General features: G+C 69.5%; 14 protein-coding genes, 1 tRNA gene and 1 pseudogene. 9 read left to right on the forward strand and 7 right to left on the reverse strand.

Annotated elements, in window-relative coordinates; genetic code table 11:
- Both ACIGYR_RS08935 and ACIGYR_RS08940 read right to left on the reverse strand, forming a co-directional pair.
- Positions 1-1,832: tetratricopeptide repeat protein (locus ACIGYR_RS08935; protein ID WP_400014181.1), on the reverse strand; the 1,832-nt coding region annotated here is incomplete at its 3' end.
- Positions 1,829-2,272, reverse strand: coding sequence for a hypothetical protein (locus ACIGYR_RS08940; RefSeq protein ID WP_399596148.1), 444 nt, complete (start codon positions 2,270-2,272; stop codon positions 1,829-1,831). The genes ACIGYR_RS08935 and ACIGYR_RS08940, both read right to left, overlap by 4 nt.
- A gap of 402 nt (positions 2,273-2,674) precedes the next feature.
- Here ACIGYR_RS08940 and ACIGYR_RS08945 point away from each other — a divergent pair, with 402 nt between their 5' ends.
- Positions 2,675-3,262: a hypothetical protein gene (locus tag ACIGYR_RS08945; protein WP_399596147.1), complete on the forward strand. Its 588-nt coding sequence runs from the start codon at positions 2,675-2,677 to the stop codon at positions 3,260-3,262.
- A gap of 219 nt (positions 3,263-3,481) precedes the next feature.
- Here ACIGYR_RS08945 and ACIGYR_RS08950 read toward each other — a convergent pair whose 3' ends face one another.
- Both ACIGYR_RS08950 and ACIGYR_RS08955 read right to left on the reverse strand, forming a co-directional pair.
- Complete coding sequence (locus ACIGYR_RS08950; RefSeq protein ID WP_399596146.1) at positions 3,482-4,159, reverse strand: hypothetical protein; 678 nt, start codon at positions 4,157-4,159, stop codon at positions 3,482-3,484.
- A gap of 289 nt (positions 4,160-4,448) precedes the next feature.
- On the reverse strand, positions 4,449-4,706 hold the full coding sequence (locus ACIGYR_RS08955; protein WP_399596144.1) for a hypothetical protein: 258 nt from the start codon (positions 4,704-4,706) through the stop codon (positions 4,449-4,451).
- Positions 4,707-5,711: 1,005 nt separating this feature from the next.
- Here ACIGYR_RS08955 and ACIGYR_RS08960 point away from each other — a divergent pair.
- The gene (locus tag ACIGYR_RS08960) at positions 5,712-7,481 is read left to right on the forward strand and encodes an IS481 family transposase (RefSeq protein ID WP_399596533.1); all 1,770 of its coding nucleotides are present in this window, start codon (positions 5,712-5,714) and stop codon (positions 7,479-7,481) included.
- A gap of 8 nt (positions 7,482-7,489) precedes the next feature.
- On the opposite strand, the gene ACIGYR_RS08965 is transcribed toward ACIGYR_RS08960, so the two are convergent.
- The gene (locus tag ACIGYR_RS08965) at positions 7,490-7,909 is read right to left on the reverse strand and encodes a hypothetical protein (RefSeq protein WP_399596143.1); all 420 of its coding nucleotides are present in this window, start codon (positions 7,907-7,909) and stop codon (positions 7,490-7,492) included.
- 9 nt (positions 7,910-7,918) lie between these two features.
- Positions 7,919-8,384: pseudogene (locus tag ACIGYR_RS08970) on the reverse strand (NUDIX hydrolase).
- A gap of 18 nt (positions 8,385-8,402) precedes the next feature.
- Here ACIGYR_RS08970 and ACIGYR_RS08975 point away from each other — a divergent pair.
- The 3 genes from ACIGYR_RS08975 (at position 8,403) to ACIGYR_RS08985 (ending at position 10,240) form a co-directional block, all read left to right on the forward strand.
- Positions 8,403-9,182, forward strand: a complete 780-nt coding sequence (locus ACIGYR_RS08975) for a GntR family transcriptional regulator (RefSeq protein WP_399596141.1) — start codon at positions 8,403-8,405, stop codon at positions 9,180-9,182.
- A 342-nt stretch (positions 9,183-9,524) separates the two neighbouring features.
- On the forward strand, positions 9,525-9,821 hold the full coding sequence (locus tag ACIGYR_RS08980) for a hypothetical protein (RefSeq protein WP_399596140.1): 297 nt from the start codon (positions 9,525-9,527) through the stop codon (positions 9,819-9,821).
- 2 nt (positions 9,822-9,823) lie between these two features.
- A complete protein-coding gene (locus ACIGYR_RS08985; RefSeq protein WP_399596138.1) occupies positions 9,824-10,240 on the forward strand; it encodes a tyrosine-type recombinase/integrase in 417 nt (138 codons plus the stop codon).
- Positions 10,241-10,330: 90 nt separating this feature from the next.
- On the opposite strand, the gene ACIGYR_RS08990 is transcribed toward ACIGYR_RS08985, so the two are convergent.
- A tRNA-Arg gene (locus ACIGYR_RS08990) sits at positions 10,331-10,403 on the reverse strand.
- 318 nt (positions 10,404-10,721) lie between these two features.
- On the opposite strand from ACIGYR_RS08990, the gene ACIGYR_RS08995 reads away from it, so the two are divergent.
- The 4 genes from ACIGYR_RS08995 to ACIGYR_RS09010 all read left to right on the forward strand — a co-directional run bounded on the left by ACIGYR_RS08995 (position 10,722) and on the right by ACIGYR_RS09010 (position 17,704).
- Positions 10,722-12,329 carry a dynamin family protein gene (locus ACIGYR_RS08995; protein ID WP_391845444.1) on the forward strand — a complete coding sequence of 536 codons (1,608 nt, stop codon included), beginning with the start codon at positions 10,722-10,724 and terminating at the stop codon, positions 12,327-12,329.
- Between the two features lie 714 nt (positions 12,330-13,043).
- Positions 13,044-15,041, forward strand: coding sequence for a GTPase (locus ACIGYR_RS09000; protein WP_400014204.1), 1,998 nt, complete (start codon positions 13,044-13,046; stop codon positions 15,039-15,041).
- Between the two features lie 468 nt (positions 15,042-15,509).
- Positions 15,510-15,986: a single-stranded DNA-binding protein gene (locus ACIGYR_RS09005; protein WP_399596136.1), complete on the forward strand. Its 477-nt coding sequence runs from the start codon at positions 15,510-15,512 to the stop codon at positions 15,984-15,986.
- 362 nt (positions 15,987-16,348) lie between these two features.
- The gene (locus tag ACIGYR_RS09010; RefSeq protein ID WP_399596529.1) at positions 16,349-17,704 is read left to right on the forward strand and encodes a Cys-Gln thioester bond-forming surface protein; all 1,356 of its coding nucleotides are present in this window, start codon (positions 16,349-16,351) and stop codon (positions 17,702-17,704) included.
- Positions 17,705-17,756 lie beyond the last annotated feature (52 nt).

Genomic DNA, 17,756 nt, shown 5'->3' on the forward strand with positions numbered 1-17,756 from the left:
GTCAGGGTGTTGGGGTGGGTGTCGCCCAGGACCTGCTCGCGCTGGGTGAGTGTGGCCTCGTACAGGGGGATGGCCCGTTGCAGATCTCCCGCCGACTGGTAGGCGCTGGCGAGGTTGTTGCGGCTGGTCAGGGTGTTGGGGTGGGTGTCGCCCAGGACCTGCTCGCGCTGGGTGAGTGTGGCCTCGTACAGGGGGATGGCCCGTTGCAGATCTCCCGCCGACTGATAGGCGTAGGCGAGGTTGTTGCGGCTGATTAGGGTGTCGGGGTGGGTGTCGCCCAGGACCTGCTCGCGCTGGGTGAGTGTGGCCTCGTACAGGGGGATGGCCCGCTCCAGGTCCCCCGCCACCCGGTAGGCGCGAGCGAGGTTATTGCGGCTGGCCAGGGTGTAGGGGTGGGTGTCGCCCAGGATCTGCTCGTACTGGGCGAGGGTGGTTTTGCGCAGGGGGATGGTGTGGGAGTCGCGCCCTTGGCGGTACAGGTATTGAGCGGCGGCATGATAGGCGCCCGCCGTTTCGGTCGATGCCGGGCTGTCGGGTGGTGTGGAATCGGCGACGGCAACGACGTGGGGAAGGAGCCGCTCCCACCGTGAGGTGTCGGTGTCCTCGTCGGGCAGGGCCTGCTGGATGAGGTGTTCGGCGTCTCGCCGACCGGGTGGGTAGCCGTCGGGGTCGGTGGCGGGTCGGTGGCGCAGAACGGTCTGCACGAGACGGTGGACACTGACGTCCTGGCGGTCGGCACTGTAGGCGATCATGTTGTACGCGTGCAGGGCGCCCAGGGCCTCGCCGAGGGTGAGCGGGTCGGGGCAGAGCGGGGCGAGCATGGCCCGGGGAATGTCGTCGGGTGCCAGCCAGGCGATGGCGTCGAGGAGCGTGACGGCCTGGGGGTCGCGGCGTTCGATGGCGGTCAGGGTGTGGTGCCAGATCCGAGCGATGCTCCGCTCGGGATCGATCCCGCCTGCAGCCGTGTCCATGACGTGCCCCAGCATTTGCCGGTAATCGGCCAGCGAGGTGCCGGTCTCGAAGAGGTAGGCGCCGGCCTGTTCCAGCGCCAGCGGCAGGTAGCCGAGGTCGGTGGCAAGGGCGGCGGCGTCCCGGCGCTGCTGTGGTGTGAGGGTGTGCTGCGGCCCGAAGGCGAGGGTGCACAGCAGGCCCACGGCCGCCTCGGCATCCAGCAGGCCCAGGGGCATGGCGGGGGCGATGGCGTGCCAGCCGGTCGCGATGCGGCTGGTGGCCAGGTGATGCCCGTCCGGGAGCGTGCCGAGGTAGTGGCGCAGGTCGGTGGGGTCTTCGACGTTGTCGAACACGAGTAGCCAACCGGGATGCCACTGCAGCCACAGGATCGCCCACGCCGCCCGCTCCTGCACCCCTACGGTGGCGGCCCACTGCGGGCACAGCCGCACAGCCAGGGCGGCCAGGCTGGTGACGATCTGCTCGGTGCTCGCGGCGTTGATCCACCACACCAGCGTGTACGTGCGCCGGAAGGTGTGGGCGTAGTGCAGGGCGAGCGTGCTCTTGCCGATCCCGCCCAGCCCATGAATCGCCCGCGTCCCGGACACCTGGGTGACCGCAGCCTCCCCTTCGGCGGCAAGCAGCCGGCGCAACTCGGCCAGCTCGTCCTGGCGTCCGACGAACACCCCGGACGCGGACCCGGGCAGATTCCCGGCCCCCGGCGGCGCCTCCACCTCCCTGGCCCAGCGCACCGCCTCGGCCGGCAGCACCACCACCCGGGCCCCGTCCCCGGTGATCGCCACACCGACATCACCGCCCACCGCCATGGACCGGGCGCCCGTCGCCTGCAGACCGCCGCCCCCGGCTACCGCACCGTCTGTCATGGCTGGATCGTCGTGTGGTCTCCGGTGACGGCCGTGCCGATGGTCTTCGCGGCGATCGACCGCTCACCCGAGGCCGTCACGTTCACCGTCTCCCCGGCCGCGGGCAGTATCCGGGCCAGCTCGGCCAGCAACTCGGCGTCCTCGCGCAACGCACGCTTGACCTGCTGACGCACAGCGGCCGCAGCGTCCGCATCCTCCGGCGCCTCGGCCGCGTCCTGGACCGCGGCTTCCAGCTCCGCCCGGCCCTGCGCATCACGGCGGCGCCACACCGCTTGCAGGATGCCCCGCCCCAGATTCGCCGTGGCATCCACCGCCGCGCTCTCCGCCCGAGAGAACACCGCCGCCCCGTACGCGCCCACCGCAGTCGACAGATACGGCCCCGCCTGCTCCACCAACTGCACTATCTCGGTGCTCACTTGTCCCCCGATCTTCACGGCCACAGGCGATCCAGCCTAGGAACACAGCCCCATTCACACAGCTCAAACGCCCAAACCACCCCGAGCGGTTCCACCATCGCTTAGCAGAGAGAACTTGGACTGCGGCGACCGTCGCCGTAGACAGGGTGCGCGCCCTCAGCTTGGGAAGCTGAGATCAGTTGCGGTCGATTCAGACGCTGACCTGCGCTGATGGTTGCTCTGCGCCGTCGTCGGCGCCGCTGGTCTTCACCGTGGTTCCCCGCTGTTCCCCGTTCGATCTGGTGCGCTTGTGGTGCGGCCACGGAACGCCAGCTCCGCGCGGCCTCCTGCCCGGGTGGGTACCGGAAGGCCCGAGGCGGCTGTAGACCACCGGCTCTTGCCGCCGATTCGTCTCGTCGACGCTGGGCGTCGTGCCACAGTGCACCCATGCGCGCATTCATCAAGGGGATAGGTAGCCTCGCAGTCCTTGCCGCCCTGCTGTTTGGTGCGGTGGAGGGCGTAGCCTTCTTGGCGAGGTACGTGGGGCGACAAGTTTTCCATGGCGTGAACCCTACGGTTGCTGCTGCAGCCGTAACGGCGATGGCAACGGTTCTCGTAACCGTTGCCACATTGGTCATTGGACGCTACCTCGAACGCCGGAAGTCCGTCGAGGCAGAAATTCGAGCCAGTAAAATCCCCGTCTACACCAGGCTCGTAAGTGGGCTCATGAGGACGGTCATGAACCCCGACTCTTCGAACGCAGATGAAGTGGCACAGTTCCTGCGGGAAATCACGCCAGATCTAATTACGTGGGCTTCCGACGATGTTCTGCTTGCCTGGTCAAAATTTAAGCGGGAAGCGCAAGTTCCCGAAGCTGAGGATACGATATTTAGCTTCGAGGAACTCTTGTCCGCAATTCGCCGAGATTTCGGGCACAGCGGCAGGCAGGTGAAGGAGGGGGACCTCCTCGCTCTCTTCATCAATGATATCGACGAACAGTTGACCCGGCGGCGCGCCCAGAGAGGCGCCGTGTGAGCACTCTGAGCTGGTGTTAGGCAGCGGTTGCGTCAACACGCTTTCCAAGTCTGTTGGTGGTCTGGCTGGCCTGATGCCGGGGCGTTCACCTGGGTCTATGTCCGTCCGGCCGTTCAACGACAGCCGACGGCCGAACTCTCCTGAACGTCGGCGTCCACCCCTGAATGAGACGGAAACTGAGACGGACAGCTAGGTCTCTGGCCTGCGGCCCGTGCCTGCCTAATCGAGGTCGAACATCATCTGCTGGTGCCCACGCTCTTCAAGCCAATCGATCATCTCTCGACAGCTGCGGACATAAGTACGGGCCGCCTCAGGAGTCACAGCGTAGCGTTGGCCATGGGTGACTTCGTTGCGCACTTGGCTTAGCTCGATGATCGATGCTCTGATGTCGGGGGGCAGGTCTAGTCGCTCGGCTAGGCGCCTGACCGGCAACCGAAATCGTGATGCCGGTAGATATTGATCTTCAAGTCGTCGCAGCTGGGCCTCTACTCCTAGGAAGGCTGCGACGACTGCGGCGTTTGAGTGCGTCTCTGCGAGGGTCAGGAGAGGGTCGTCGTCTGGAGCCACCCTGTAGTAAGCGCGGACGAACGAGCCCTGTGGCCGGCCGGTGGAATCTGCCCCAGGCGGCGCCGCGGGTTGTGCCCCGTGGTCGAGTGCGGGCGGCAACTCAGTTTGGTCGGGACCCCCAAGGTGATTGTTCAGTACCGCCACCTCTGCATCTGCGCTGGCAGCGATGACCTCGTTGGAGAACTCAGCGTCAACACCTGGCGCGCTCAGCATCCGAACTCTGCGTATGAGGTCTCTGAGCTGGCTTCGGAAGCCGTAAACGATTACTACGGTCACAGCGGGCCAGATGATGACCTTGAGGTAGTCGAGCACTAAGCGAGCAATCTCCACACGCGCATGATGCCGCATGACATGCCCAGGGCGACCTGCTCTTTGGGAACGTGTGCGGCGTAGCGGCTCCGGGCTGGAGTTTTGGGACCGAGGCAAGGCGACGGGCGCCGCCCCACCGTGAGGACGGCGCCCGTACGAGGTGAAAGCTTTGAGGTCTGGCCTCATCCTTATCAGGTCGATCAAGGGCTCCCTGAGGGCTGGAAGAATCCCAGCCCTAGGAGGGCCTACCGACCGCTGGGAGCCGCTCTCGTCCGGTCGTGTTCGCCGCTGTTGGTGTCAGCTGTCGATGTCAGGCAATGCCGACGGGCTTGACACGCGACTGCGGGAAGCGCGCAGCGATCGCCTGTACGACGATCAGAACGATCAGGGCGACCACCAGCCACGTAGCCTGGCGAACGAGAGCGGTCACCGCGTCGGCGTTGATCACACACGCCACGACCACGGCCAGCGGGATCATGATCTTCTTGAAACTGTGACGCCCGCGTGCGACAGTGTCAAGCAGGTGGGTGTCAAGCACCGACAGTCCGCCGAAGCCCAGGATGGGCATACGTCCTCCTTGGTTGTCAGAAGGGCGCGCCCGATTCCCCTTGCCAAAGGCGGGCGCGCCCTTCGGTGTTGGTGCTCCAACGGTAGGGCACGACCGCGACAGTACGTTTCCGCCGAGGCAAAGCCCGAGTCCTTGGCATGGCGGTCCCCGCAGGCCAACTCAGGCTAACTAGGGTCAACTTGAGCTACCTCTAGCTACGAGACAGTGACCGCTTGACCTGCACCTTTGCGTCGCCTTATCACACCACACTGACAAGCTCTGCCAACCCCACCCTAACGCAGCCATAGATGCGTGTAGCTACACAACCTTCGTCCCGATTTAGTAGTGGCGAACGTCACACAAGTCTGATGATGGTCGATCGCCGTAGGGTCGGTCGGTGGTGCCAGGGTGACCATGTCGCCCTCGATCTCGATGCGCACCCCCAGCACCCACCACTCACCCCCGCTTCCATCCCGTACGCCGTCGACCCACACACCGTGGAGCAGACGTGGTTCCTGGCGTCCAGGTGGAGCGCGCCACTGTACGAACGACCTGGACGCCATGGGCCGCGTCTGCTCGGCTTCGCCTGGGTCGATGGCAGACGGGATGGGAGCTCCCCGCGCACGCCACAACTCGGCCGGCACTCGCGAACGGCGCCCCCGCCATCTCGGAGCCTGAGCGCCCCCGCCGGAGGCACTTCTTTGAGCTTTGCCGCGCTATGCGGTGATCGACTCATGGCCACCCGGCCCTATCCACACGTGGGCGCGCGTCGGCGCAGCGCGCGCGAGCGGGCCGAAGGCAGGAGCGCGGCGCGCAGCGGAGCCGGGAAGCGCGCCCGGCGGAGCGGAGCGCAGCCGGGGCTCGATGATGGAGAGAAGGTTTTATCCCGCTGGGATCAGGCGCTTGTGTCTTGTCTCGGTTGATGCTTGACGTTGTGGCTTCGCCTGATGCTTGACACCGCTTGCCTCGGCTTGGCTGTGCGCGTCGTATTCGCGTGCAGGGAGGGCCGGGGCCGTGCTGGTGGAGTTGAGCGTGGTCGAGCAGCGGTATCACGCGGTGATGGAGGTCGCCGCGGGGGTTCCGGTCACTCAAGTCGCGGCCCGGTATGGGGTGTCGAGGCAGTCGGTGCACTCGTGGGTGCGCAAGTACGGGCAGTCGGGTCTGCCGGGGCTGGCGGACCGGTCGCACCGGCCGGCCTCGTGTCCGCACCGGATCGCCGGGGAGGTGGAGGCGGTGGTGTGTGAGTTACGGCGCCGGCATCCCGGCTGGGGTCCCCGGCGGCTGGTGCACGAGCCGGAGCGCAGGGGCATCACGCCGGTGCCGTCCCGGGCGACGGTCTACCGGGTCCTGGTCCGCAACGGTCTGGTCGAGCCCGGGGTGCGTAGGCGTCGCCGGTCGGATTACCGCAGGTGGGAGCGGTCGGCGGCGATGGAGCTGTGGCAGATGGACATCGTCGGCGGCGTCCTGCCGGCCGATGGCAGTGAGTGCAAGATGGTCACCGGGATCGATGACCACTCGCGGTTCATGGTGATCGCGAAGGTGGTGCAGCGGGCCACGGCCCGGGTGGTGTGTCTGGCCTTCGGTGAGGCGCTGGTGCGGTTCGGAGTGCCCGCAGAGGTGCTGACCGACAATGGCAAGCAGTTCACCGCCCGCTTCAGTCCCGGCAAGCCGGGCGAGTCGATGTTCGACCGGATCTGCCGGGAGAATGGCATCACCCACCGGCTGACGAAGCCGCAGTCCCCGACGACCACGGGGAAGATCGAGCGCTTCCACCAGACTCTGCGGCGTGAACTCCTGGACGGCCATGCACCGTTCGTCGACCTGGCGACAGCGCAGGCGGTGGTGGATGCCTGGCTGGAGGACTACAACCGGATGCGGCCGCATCAGGCCCTGGACATGGCCGTCCCGGCCAGTCGCTTCGTTCCCAGGCCGCGGTCCGAGCAGGACGCGTTGCCGGTGGTCCTGCCCGCCCGCCTCGACCCGGTCCCGGCTCCGGATGTTCCACTGCCTGCGGCCGAGCCGGTTTCCTGGCCGATGGCCGAGGGCGAGGTCGGCGCGATCGAGGTGGAGCGGGTGGTTCCCGCGTCGGGGAACCCGAGCTTGCGTGGGCAGCAGATCTGGTTCGGCCCGGCGCTGGCCGGCACCACGGTGACGTTGCGGATCGACGTGAACCGGCTGCACGTCCTCATCGGCGGCGGCCGGCACAAGACGCTGCCCTCGAAGCTGTCCGGCCGGGACCTTAAAGCCCTGCTGGCCGGCGGAGACGCCCGACCTGCCGGCCCCTGGGCGGACGACCTCGGCCCGGTGAAGGACACGAAGGGGGCGGTGGAGGTGGACCGGACCGTGAATGCGCTCGGCTACGTCGGCCTGGGCGGTGACAAGGTCCTGGTCGGCTGGCCGTTCGCCGGACTGCGGGTCACCCTCCGGCTCGACGGCAAAGTGTTGCAGGTCCTCAACGAGCAGCGTGTTCTGCAGGCCACCCTGCCCAGCCCGCTGCCGCCCTCGGCCTGCGGGCGCCTGCAAGGCGGGCGTCCGGCCGGGCCGCCACCGCTGCTGCCTCCGCCCGCCGAGCAGATCGCCGAGCGGACGGTCAGCAGCGTCGGCGGCTTCATGGTCGCCGGACAACGCATCCAGCTCGGCCGCGGCTATGCCCACCAGGTCGTCACCGCCCACCTGAGCGAGGACACCATCCGCGTCTTCCACGGCCAAGAGCTGATCACCACCGTTCCCCGTGTCACCAGGAAGGAGGTGGTGGTCCGCAAGTCCGGCGAACACAACCGCCGGAAGATCGTCTAGGGCAGACGTCAAGCATCACCCGACGCCAACCCGTCAATCATCAACTGAGACTCGACAGACCGGGACTGCTCGGCTCGGTACTCGTCGAGGAGGCTGAAGAACAGCTCGATCGCTGGTACGCCCGCTGCTTCGGCGTCACGCTCGATCTCGACCGGCCATCCCAGAGCGCTGTGCTGGCCGCGACGCTGCTGCAGCCACTCTTCGAACGGGCCTCGGTCGTCGACACCCCAGAAGGGGAAGTCGTCCTCGTGGACGCCGTGGACTTCCATCGCGACTCTGTAGCCAATCAGGATTGAGTCCAGGTGCTGGAGGGAGCGGTGACGCACCCACATGCCAGGGCGTTGCCGTATCTCGTCGAGAAACCCGTAGACGCCTCTCGACTCGGCGAGATGGCTGGGTTCCCTGGCCGAGGTGTTCTCCGCCGTCATGACCGCCCCCTATCGGCGAAGTAGGTGCTTGCCGTCGTGACTGCGTACGTGCGGGCCATCGCTGTCCAGTGCGTCCAGGAGGCGGACGGCGAAGACTTCCGACATGCGCTCCGACACTTCTTCCGGCGTGAGCCAGTCGACGGCGGTCGACTCGCTGGACGTGCGCTCGGCCCCGCCGGAGGGCTTGCACCTGAAGACCAGGGCAACGACGCCCCGGGTCGTGTTCTTGTAGACCCCCGGTCAGTTCGTCCACCTCGACGTGAATGCCGGTCTTCTCCAGGATCTCGGGGGCGACGCCGGCCTCTGAGGTCTCCTTGAGTTCGAGTACGCCGCCGGGAAGTTCCCAAGTGCCGTTGTCCGCGCGGCGAATCGCCAGGAGTCGGCCGTCCTCGCGCACCACCACACCGGCGACAGACACGGAGTGCAGTGGCGTTGACTGGCCTTCCTGGGCGCTGCTACTCATGTACAGGAGCATAGGAGGAAGAGAAGGACTATGGGAACCGCGGTAGGAGGTGAGAGGTCCGTACCTCGGTACGTACAGATCGCCGAGGAAATCGTCCAGCAGATCCGGGCCGGTGTCCTCAAGCCTGGTGAGATGGTGCCGAGCGAGTCCGAGCTGGTCGAGCGCTACGGCGTTTCGGGCGGCACGATTCGCAAGGCCATGGTTGAGGTGCGTGCCAGCGGGCTCGTGGAGACCCGGCACGGCAAGGGCTCGATCGTGAAGGATCGCCCGCCGGTGCGGCATCGGTCCTCCGATCGCTTCCGGCGCTCGCATCGCAGTGGTGGCAAGGCCGCTTACCTTGCCGAGTTCGCGCAGTCTGGTGCCACGGCCAAGGTGAGCGTCCTGTACATCGGTCCCATGGAGGCCCCAGAGGATGCCGCCCGGCGACTGGCCGTCCCCGCCGGCACCCAGGTGCTTGCCCGGCGTCGCCTCTACTTCCGCAACGGCACTCCCGTCGAGACGGCGACGTCGTACCTCCCATGGGACGTCGTGAAGGACATCCCCGAGCTGTTCGCCGAGAACCCTGGCGGGGGTGGCATCTACGCCCGACTAGAAGACCACGGACACGAGTTCGCCGAGTTCGTTGAGACCCTCCAGGCGCGTCCGGCCTCGAAGGCGGAGGCATCCGAGCTCGCGCTGAGCGCGGGTGCGCCGCTGGTTCATCTGATCCGTGAGGCGCGTACGACCGAGGGGCGGGTGGTCGAGGTCTGCGACACCCTCATGGCCGCTGACCAGTTCGTTTTCGAGTACAAGATCCCGGCTGAGGACTGACACACGCTCAACTCCGTCCAGCCCGCTGCGAGTTCTTCTTCGCGGGAGGTTGACTCATGTATAGGAGTAATACACACTTCTTCATGGTGCTCATGTACATGAGTGATAGAGTTCAGCACCTATAGAGGAGTGATCCACCGCGCGTCAGGTCCCCGTCGACACCTCCGCCGCCACCGTGATGTTCGCCAAGATCCCGCAGATCGGCGGCGCCCCGTCTGGTACTGACTGGCGCAGAAGCGTGACGTCGCCCGTCCGGCCGGCGCGCGCCGCTGCTGTGCCGCCACCCCCAAGCGATGCTGTGAGCGGCGGCTGTCTCCCCGCCTGGTCCAGTATCTTCACGCGGTGCTGCGGAACGCCCTCCAGCACGCGGTTCGCGAGGAGCTCGTGCAGCGCAACCTCGCCAAGCTCGTGCAGCTGCAGACTCCCCGGTACCGGGTCGGCCGCGGCCTGTCCGTCACCGAGGCCAAGAAGCTCCTGGGTGACGTGCGCGACGACCGCCTGAGTGCGGCCTACGTGCTCGCGCTGTACCTCGGTCTGCGGCGTGGTGAGCTGCTGGCGCTGCACTGGTCGGATGTAAACCTGAAGGGGGGATCGCCGCTGGAGATCCGTACGGCCTGCAGCGGGTCAACGGTGAGTTGACGTTGACCGCGCCCAAGGCGCGTCGCTCGGAGCGGCCCGTACCCCTCCCCGTCGTGTGCGTCGACGCGCTCCGCCGGCACCGTGTGCGCCAGGACGAGGAGCGCCGGGTGGCGGGGGAGCAGTGGCGGGAAACCGGTCTGGTCTTCACCCCCAGACGGGGGACCCCGATCGAGCCCCGGAACCTGAACCGGCACTTCTACCCGATCCGGGAGAGGCTCAGTCTGGACGTGCGTCTCCACGACCTCCGGCACACCTGCGTGACGCTGCTTCTCGGCCTTGGCGCCCCGCCGCACATCATTCGCGACATCGTCGGGCACAGCGCCCTGGACGTGATCATGAACATTTATGCGCATGCCGACATGACCGAGAAGCGTGCCGCTCTGGATCAGCTGGGGAGCCTGCTCGCCGACGATGAGTGACGGGCCCGTTGCCGTCAGCGTTGCCGTCAGAGACGCGAAACGCCCTGGAGGGGAGATCCCCTGCGGGGCGTTTTCGCTGGTCACAGAGGGCGCCCCCGGCAGGACTCGAACCTGCGGCCAAGCGCTTAGAAGGCGCCTGCTCTATCCACTGAGCTACGGGGGCCGGTGGGTGGCCTCGTGCCTGGTGCCCTGTGAGGGTCGATCCGTGACGTTGCCGGGGACAAGGATAGGGCTCCCGGATCCTTGACCCTGTCGCTTCCCCTCCGTGGCTCAATGTGGAGGTTCGGTGAAGCGGTCCTGATAATCGCAGGCAGGTGCGAATCGCGCACCGCTTTTGCCGCCTGTCGCACCGGGTGTTGTGCACTCGTTATGCCTGGACAGCGCCCGTGTCCCGGTCATCCCATCTGTCCTTTCTGTTCCGTCGGCGCGCAGACATGTCCATATGCTTCAGAATTCCCCTAAAATTGGGCATTCTTCACATGTGGTGACCTTGGACGTACGGCCTCAGCTGCTCGACACACTTTCCGGTCTGCGCGACCGTGTTGCCGCCGCACGCTTTCCGCTCCCCCTGGCCGGGGCGCCACGCGCGCGTGCCAACCGCGACGAACTCCTCGCGCAGCTCGACGACTACCTCGTGCCCCGATTGCGGCGGCCCGAGGCGCCGCTGCTGGCCGTCGTCGGCGGCTCCACGGGCGCGGGCAAGTCGACGCTCGTGAACTCCCTCGTCGGCCGGCGGGTGAGCGAGGCGGGCGTGCTCCGGCCGACCACCAGGACCCCGGTCCTCGTCTGCCATCCGGAGGACCATCACTGGTTCAGCGGCATGCGTGTGCTCCCCGAACTGACCCGCGTGTGGTCCCCCCACCGGGACCCCACCGACGAATTCCTCCTCCAGGACGAGGAGCCCGCGCGCGTGCTGCGTGTCGAGACCGTCGACTCCCTCCCGCGCGGGCTCGCCCTGCTCGACGCCCCCGACGTCGACTCCCTGATCGCGGACAACCGCGTCCTCGCCGCGGAGCTGATCTGCGCCGCCGACATCTGGATCATGGTCACGACGGCCGCCCGCTACGCCGACGCCGTCCCCTGGCACCTGCTGCGCACCGCCAAGGAGTACGACGCGACCCTCATCACCGTCCTGGACCGGGTACCCCACCAGGTCGTCTCAGAGGTCTCCCGGCAGTACGGCGCCCTGCTGACCAAGGCCGGCCTCGGCGACGTACCCCGCTTCACCGTGCCCGAGCTGCCCGAGTCCGCCTGGGGTGCCGGCCTGCTGCCCGCGACCGCCGTCGCACCCCTGAAGAGCTGGCTCGTCCACCACGCCCAGGACGCCGCCGCCCGCCAGCACGTCATGGCCCGTACGGCCCACGGCCTGCTCGACTCGCTCAAGTCCCGCATGCCCGAGCTGGCCAGCGCCGCCGCAGCCCAGTACGCGGCGGCCCTCCGGCTCACCTCCGCCGTGGAGGGCGCCTACGACAGCGAGCACGCGCGCGTGCGGGCACGCCTCCAGGCCGGCGCCGTACTCGCCGGGGACGCCCTCAAGCGGTGGCGCGCCTTCCCCCTGGACTGCACCGCCGGGGAACTCCTCGACGCCCTCGTGGAGAGCCTGGCCGCCCTGCTGTTGTGCGCCGTCACCGCCGCCGACGAACGAGTCGACGACGCCTGGCGGCGCGAGCCCGCCGCCGGTGCCCCGGAGCTCGCCGGTCGCGGCACCTCGCTGGAGAGCGCCGAGCACCGCATCGGGCTCGCGGCCCGGCGCTGGCGACGGGAACTGGAGGAGTACGCCGAGGACGAGGTGCGGGTCCTGGAGCGCACCGGCGCACCGGACCCGGAGGTCGTCGCCGCCCTCGTCGCCACGGCGGTGCTGGGCGGGCGCAGGGCGCGTACCGCCGGCGAGGGGCTCGCCGAGCGGCTCGGCGCGCACGGCGTGCTGCGGCTGCGCGACCGGGCGGGACGGCTGCTCATCGAGCACGTGGACCGCGTCATGCACGCCGAACGCGAGCGGCGCCTCGCGCCGCTCGACGCCCTGGACGTCCGTCCCGAGCCCCAGGCCGAACTCATCGCCGCGCTGTCCGTACTGCAGAAGGAGAGGTGACCGGTGACCGCCGTCACTGACCAGAACCACACGGAGCACACCGACCACATGAGGCGCACCGACCACGGCAGCGGCAGCGGCGACACCGGGTCCTCGGAACACAGCGTTCACACCGGCTCGGGCGCCATGGACACGGCCGAGCGCACCGGCGGCATCCCTCAGGTGCGTCTGAGCCTCGTGAAGGAACCTCGCGGCGCCGACCGTTCCCGCACCGACCGCACTGCGGACCTCCGGCCCGCCGTCATCAGCCGCTCCGAAGGCCAGAACCAAGGCCAGAGCCAAGGCCAGAGCCAAGGCCAGGGGGAGGGCCAGCGTGCGGCCGAGGGCCAGGAGGAGGGCCGGCGTGCGGCCGAGGGCCAGGAGGAGGGCGAGGGCAGGAGTGGTGAGCCTTCCGGACAGCGGGCCGGGGACGACGGCGACGGCCACGAAGAGGGCCGAGGTGAGAGCCGGGACGTCGGCGGCGGACGCCACGCGCGCGTGACGAGCGAGCGGGGTGAGAGCGGGGAGAGGAGTGAGAGGGAACCGAGCGGCGCGGACGGCCGAAGGGACGAGGACGGCCGAAGGGGCGAGGACGGCCTAAGGGACGAGGACGGCCGAAAGGACGGGGACGGCCTGAACGCCGAGACGGGCCTGAACGCCGAGAAAGGTCAGGACGGAGCGGAAGGCCAGAGCGCCGAGAAGGACGTGAGCGGGGCCCCGGAGCGTCACGCGCGCGTGCGGGGCGAGAACGCCGAGCGTGACCGTCCCGCGCGCTGGCGCGGCGCCGAGGAAGGCGTCACGCTCCCCCGCCCGCAGTCCCACTCCGAACAGTCGCCTTCCCAGAAGTCGCCTGCCCAGAAGTCGCCCTCTCAGAAGCCCCTCTCCGCGAAGCCCCGCCCCGCAGCCGACGCCACGCCCCCCAGGGCGAAGACCTCCACTACCGCCGCCGACACCACTACCGCCTCCCGCAGCGGGGCGCCTTCCACCGACACCGGCAAGGACGCCGACCCCGGGTCCTCGGAGAACTGGGACGACGGGCTCATCGCGCGGCGCGTCACCGAGGCCACCTCCGCCGCCCTCGCCGCCGAGCGAGCCTCCGCCGCGGAACACAGCCAACGCGGACCCGGCAGCCACACCCCCGCCCCGCTGGCGTACGACGGCCCGCTGCGCTCACGCCTGGACGCCCTGCGCGAACTCGTCGGACTCTCCCGTACCCGCCTGGACGGCCAGGCGCTCGCCGAGGCGGGCCGGGTCCTGGACGAGGCCGCCGCCCGCCGCAAACTCTCCGGCCGGCACACCGTCGTCGCCCTCGCCGGCGCCACCGGCAGCGGCAAGTCACAGCTGTTCAACGCCCTTGCCGGAGTGGCGATTTCGGAGACCGGCGTACGCCGCCCGACCACGGCCGCCCCCATCGCGTGCAGCTGGAGCGACGGCGCGGCGGCCCTCATCGACCGGCTGGGCATCCCGGGCCGGCTGCGCCGCCGGCCGCTGCACAGCCCGGACAACGAGGGACAGTTGCGTGGACTGGTGCTTGTCGACCTGCCCGACCACGACTCCGCCGCCGTGCAGCACCGCGAACAGGTCGACCGGATCCTGAAGCTGGTGGACGCGGTCATCTGGGTGGTCGACCCCGAGAAGTACGCGGACGCCGTCCTGCACGAGCGTTACCTGCGGCCGCTGGCCGGCCACGCGGAGGTCATGTTCATCGTCCTGAACCAGGTGGATCGGCTGCCCGGGGACGCCGCCGACCAGGTCCTGGACGACCTGCGGCGGCTGCTGGACGAGGACGGCATCGCGCTCGGCGAGCACGGCGAACCGGGTGCGACGGTGATGGCGCTGTCCGCGCTCACCGGCGACGGCGTGGGCGACCTCCGGGAGGTGCTCGGCGAGTTCGTGGCGGAACGCGGCGCGGCGGCCCGCCGGGTGGCGGCCGACGTGGACGCCGCCGCCGCCGAGCTGCGGCCCGTGTACGCCGCCGGGCGGCGGACCGGTCTCAGCGAGGACGCGCGCGAGGAGTTCGCCGCGCGGCTCGCCGACGCGGTGGGCGCCACCGCGGCGGGCGAGGCCGCGGAGCGCGCCTGGCTGCGCAACGCCAACCGCGCCTGCGGCACTCCCTGGCTGCGCCTGTGGCGCTGGTACCAGGGCCGTGGCGAGTCCACGACGGGTCGCCTCGCGGTACGCAACCAGGCGGACAAGGAGGCCACAGCCCGTCAGCGGGTGGAACAGGCGGTCCGGACGGTCTCCGACCGGGCCTCGGCCGGGCTGCCCACGCCGTGGGCCCAGGCAGTGCGCGAGGCGGCCGTACGTGGTTCACAGGGGCTGTCCGAGGCGTTGGACGAGCTGGCGGCGCGGGCGGGGCTCCCGCCGGGCCGCCCGCCGCGGCCGGGCTGGTGGCCGGTGGCCGTACTGGTCCAGGCCGCGATGACGCTGCTGCAGATCGTGGGCGGCGCGTGGCTGGCGGGGCAGATCGCCGGGGTGATGGCGCCCAACCTGGGTGTTCCGGTGCTGTTGATGGTGTGCGGGATCGTCGGCGGGCCGCTGGTGGAGTGGGGCTGCCGGATGGCGGCCCGGGGGCCCGCGCGGCGCTACGGCCAGGAGGCGGAACGGCGGCTGCGGGAGGCGGCGGCGAGCTGCGGCCGGGCCCGGGTACTCGATCCGGTGGCGTCGGAGCTGTTGCGGTACCGCGAGGTCCGGGAGCAGTACGGGAGGGTCGTTCGGGCCGGGGTGAGGTGAGGACGGACGGCAGGGGATTGGGTGCGAGGGGAGCCGTGACGCCTGGGGTGACAGGGCAGCCGGCAGGGTGTTGGGCGGGAGGGGAGCTGTGACGCCTGGGGTGAGAGGACGCCCGGTGAGGGGCCGGGGGCGAGGGCGGCTGGGAGGGGTGGGGTCGGAGGGCAGCTGGTGACGGGTGGGTGACGGGCGCGAGAGGCGGGGGTCACTCGTGCGGGCGGCGGAGTTTTCCACAGGTGGGCGGTCGTCCACAGCGCTCAGCGGGCTCGGCCCGGCGGAGGCAGTCTGAGGTCACGGCGATCGCACGGCGGGTCCGGCAGAAGACACGGCGGGCCGGTGCGGGCGGTCGGCGGGACGTGCGGGCGCGTACGGCAGTCATACGCGCCGGCACGGCAGACGCAGCCGTACGGGACGGGCCCGTACGCGCGTCCGCCCGGCCGGAAGGGCTGGGCGGGGGAGGGGAGCGAGGACATGAACGAGACGATCGTCTGTGTGGTGGGGAACGTGGCGACCCAGCCGTTGTACCGGGAGCTGGCGGCGGGGCCGTCGGCCAGGTTCCGGCTCGCGGTGACCGCTCGCTACTGGGACCGGGAGAAGAGCGCGTGGACGGACGGGCACACCAACTTCTTCACGGTGTGGGCCAACCGCCAGCTCGCGGTGAACGTGGCCGCGTGTGTGGAGGTGGGCCAGCCGGTCGTCGTCCAGGGCCGGTTGAAGGTGCGCACGGAGGTGCGGGAGGGACAACAGCAGTGGACCTCCGCCGACATCGACGCCGTGGCGATCGGTCACGATCTGGCGCGTGGTACGGCGCTCTTCCAGCGCGCGGCCAAGCCGGAGGGCACGCCGGCGGCGGCCCGGCCGGAGCCGAACTGGGAGGCACCGCGCCCGGCGGACCGGCAGGACGGGCAGAACCCACAACAAGACCAAGCCGCAGTGGCGGTGACGTGACGTCAGTTCGCGGCGAAGTCTCGCGGGCGGTTGCCGGACGACTCTGAACGTCCTGTGCGTACTGCGTGAACACGCTGTATGTACCGATGCATTTGTCGATGCGGACAGGCTCACGGACCGTCCCGGCGATAACGATTGCGGATCGGATCGCCCATCGGATGATCCGATCGGCGGGTCGTACTCCGGCTGATCCATAGGATGCCGGGGCGTGCCCCTAGGGGCTGCTGATTCTGCTGGTGGGACCGTCCCCCACGTCCAACGGGTCCTGCTCGAAGGGGAATTCTGTGCTTGCTGCGCTCTCTGGGTTCTGCCGGTCCACCGGAAAGAGCCGTCTGGCCGCCGTCACCACGGTGTCGGGCCTCATGGCGGCCGGTGTGCTGTCCGGCGCCGGTACGGCCGTGGCCGACGGGACACCGCAGACCCAGGGCGGGGCGACGGCCACGATCAACGGTCTGAAAACCTACGGCGAGGCCGTGATCCACCAGGACGGTGGCGACCAGCGGGTGTCGGCGGGCCTGTTCGAGATGTCCGTGGACGGTGGCGGCACCCTGCAGACGTACTGCGTGGACCTCCACAACCCGACCCAGCGGGACGCCAGATACCAGGAGACGCCCTGGAGCGGTACCTCGCTGGGCACCAACAAGGACGCGGGCCGGATCCACTGGATCCTGGAGCACTCCTACCCCCAGGTCAACGACCTCGCCGCGCTCGCCCGTCAGGCGGGCACGAGCGGGCTGACCGAGCAGGACGCGGCGGCCGGCACCCAGGTGGCCATCTGGCGCTACTCCGACGGCGCCGAGGTCGACGCCGTCGACCCGCAGGCGGAGAAGCTCGCCGACTACCTGCAGAAGAGCGCCCGAGGCGCCGCCGAGCCGCGGGCCTCGCTCACCCTGGACCCGCCCGCGGTCTCCGGCCGGCCCGGCGACCGGCTCGGACCGGTGACCGTGCACACCAACGCGAGCGCGGTCACGGTGAGCCCGCCGGCGGACCCGGCCGGCAGTGGCGTGCGGATCACCGACAAGACCGGCAAGGTGATCGACTCGGCGAAGGACGGCAGCCAGCTGTTCTTCGACATCCCCGAGGACACGGCTGACGGGTCCGACCACGCCGGTGGCGGGGAAGGCACGGCCCAGCTGACCGTGCAGGCGTCGACGACCGTGCCGGTGGGCCGGGCCTTCGCCTCCGAGAGCCGCAGCCAGACGCAGATCCTGGCCGGCTCCAGCGAGTCCACCGTCTCCGCGACCGTCACGGCCGGCTGGGCGGCCAAGGGCGCCATACCGGCGGTCTCGGCCCGCAAGAACTGCGCCAAGGGCGGCGTGGACATCACCACGGTCAACAAGGGCGACGAGCCGTTCACCTTCCAGCTGATGGGGGCCGAACACACGATCCCCGCGGGCGCCTCCCGCACGGTGACCGTGCCGCTCCAGGAGGACCAGACCTACGACTTCACGATCACCGGTCCGTACGGCTTCAGCCACCGCTTCACCGGTGTCCTGGACTGCAAGACGCAGGGTTCGATCACCACGCAGGCGGCCCAGCTGCCCAACGAGCCCAGCCCGGCCACGGTCGGCGGCAGCACCGTCGACCCCACCGACCTGGCCGCGACCGGCGGCTCCGCGATCACTCCCATGATCGCGGGGGTGGCCATCGGACTGGTCGTGATCGGCGGCGCGGTCCTGGTCGTGCTGCGCAGGAGGGAGACCGAGGCGGGCGAATGACACCGGGGCAGTGGCAGCGAAGCCCCAGGTCAGGGCTCTCCGAGGTAACGGG

This window comes from Streptomyces sp. NPDC053076, assembly GCF_044546845.1.
Classification (GTDB): domain Bacteria; phylum Actinomycetota; class Actinomycetes; order Streptomycetales; family Streptomycetaceae; genus Streptomyces.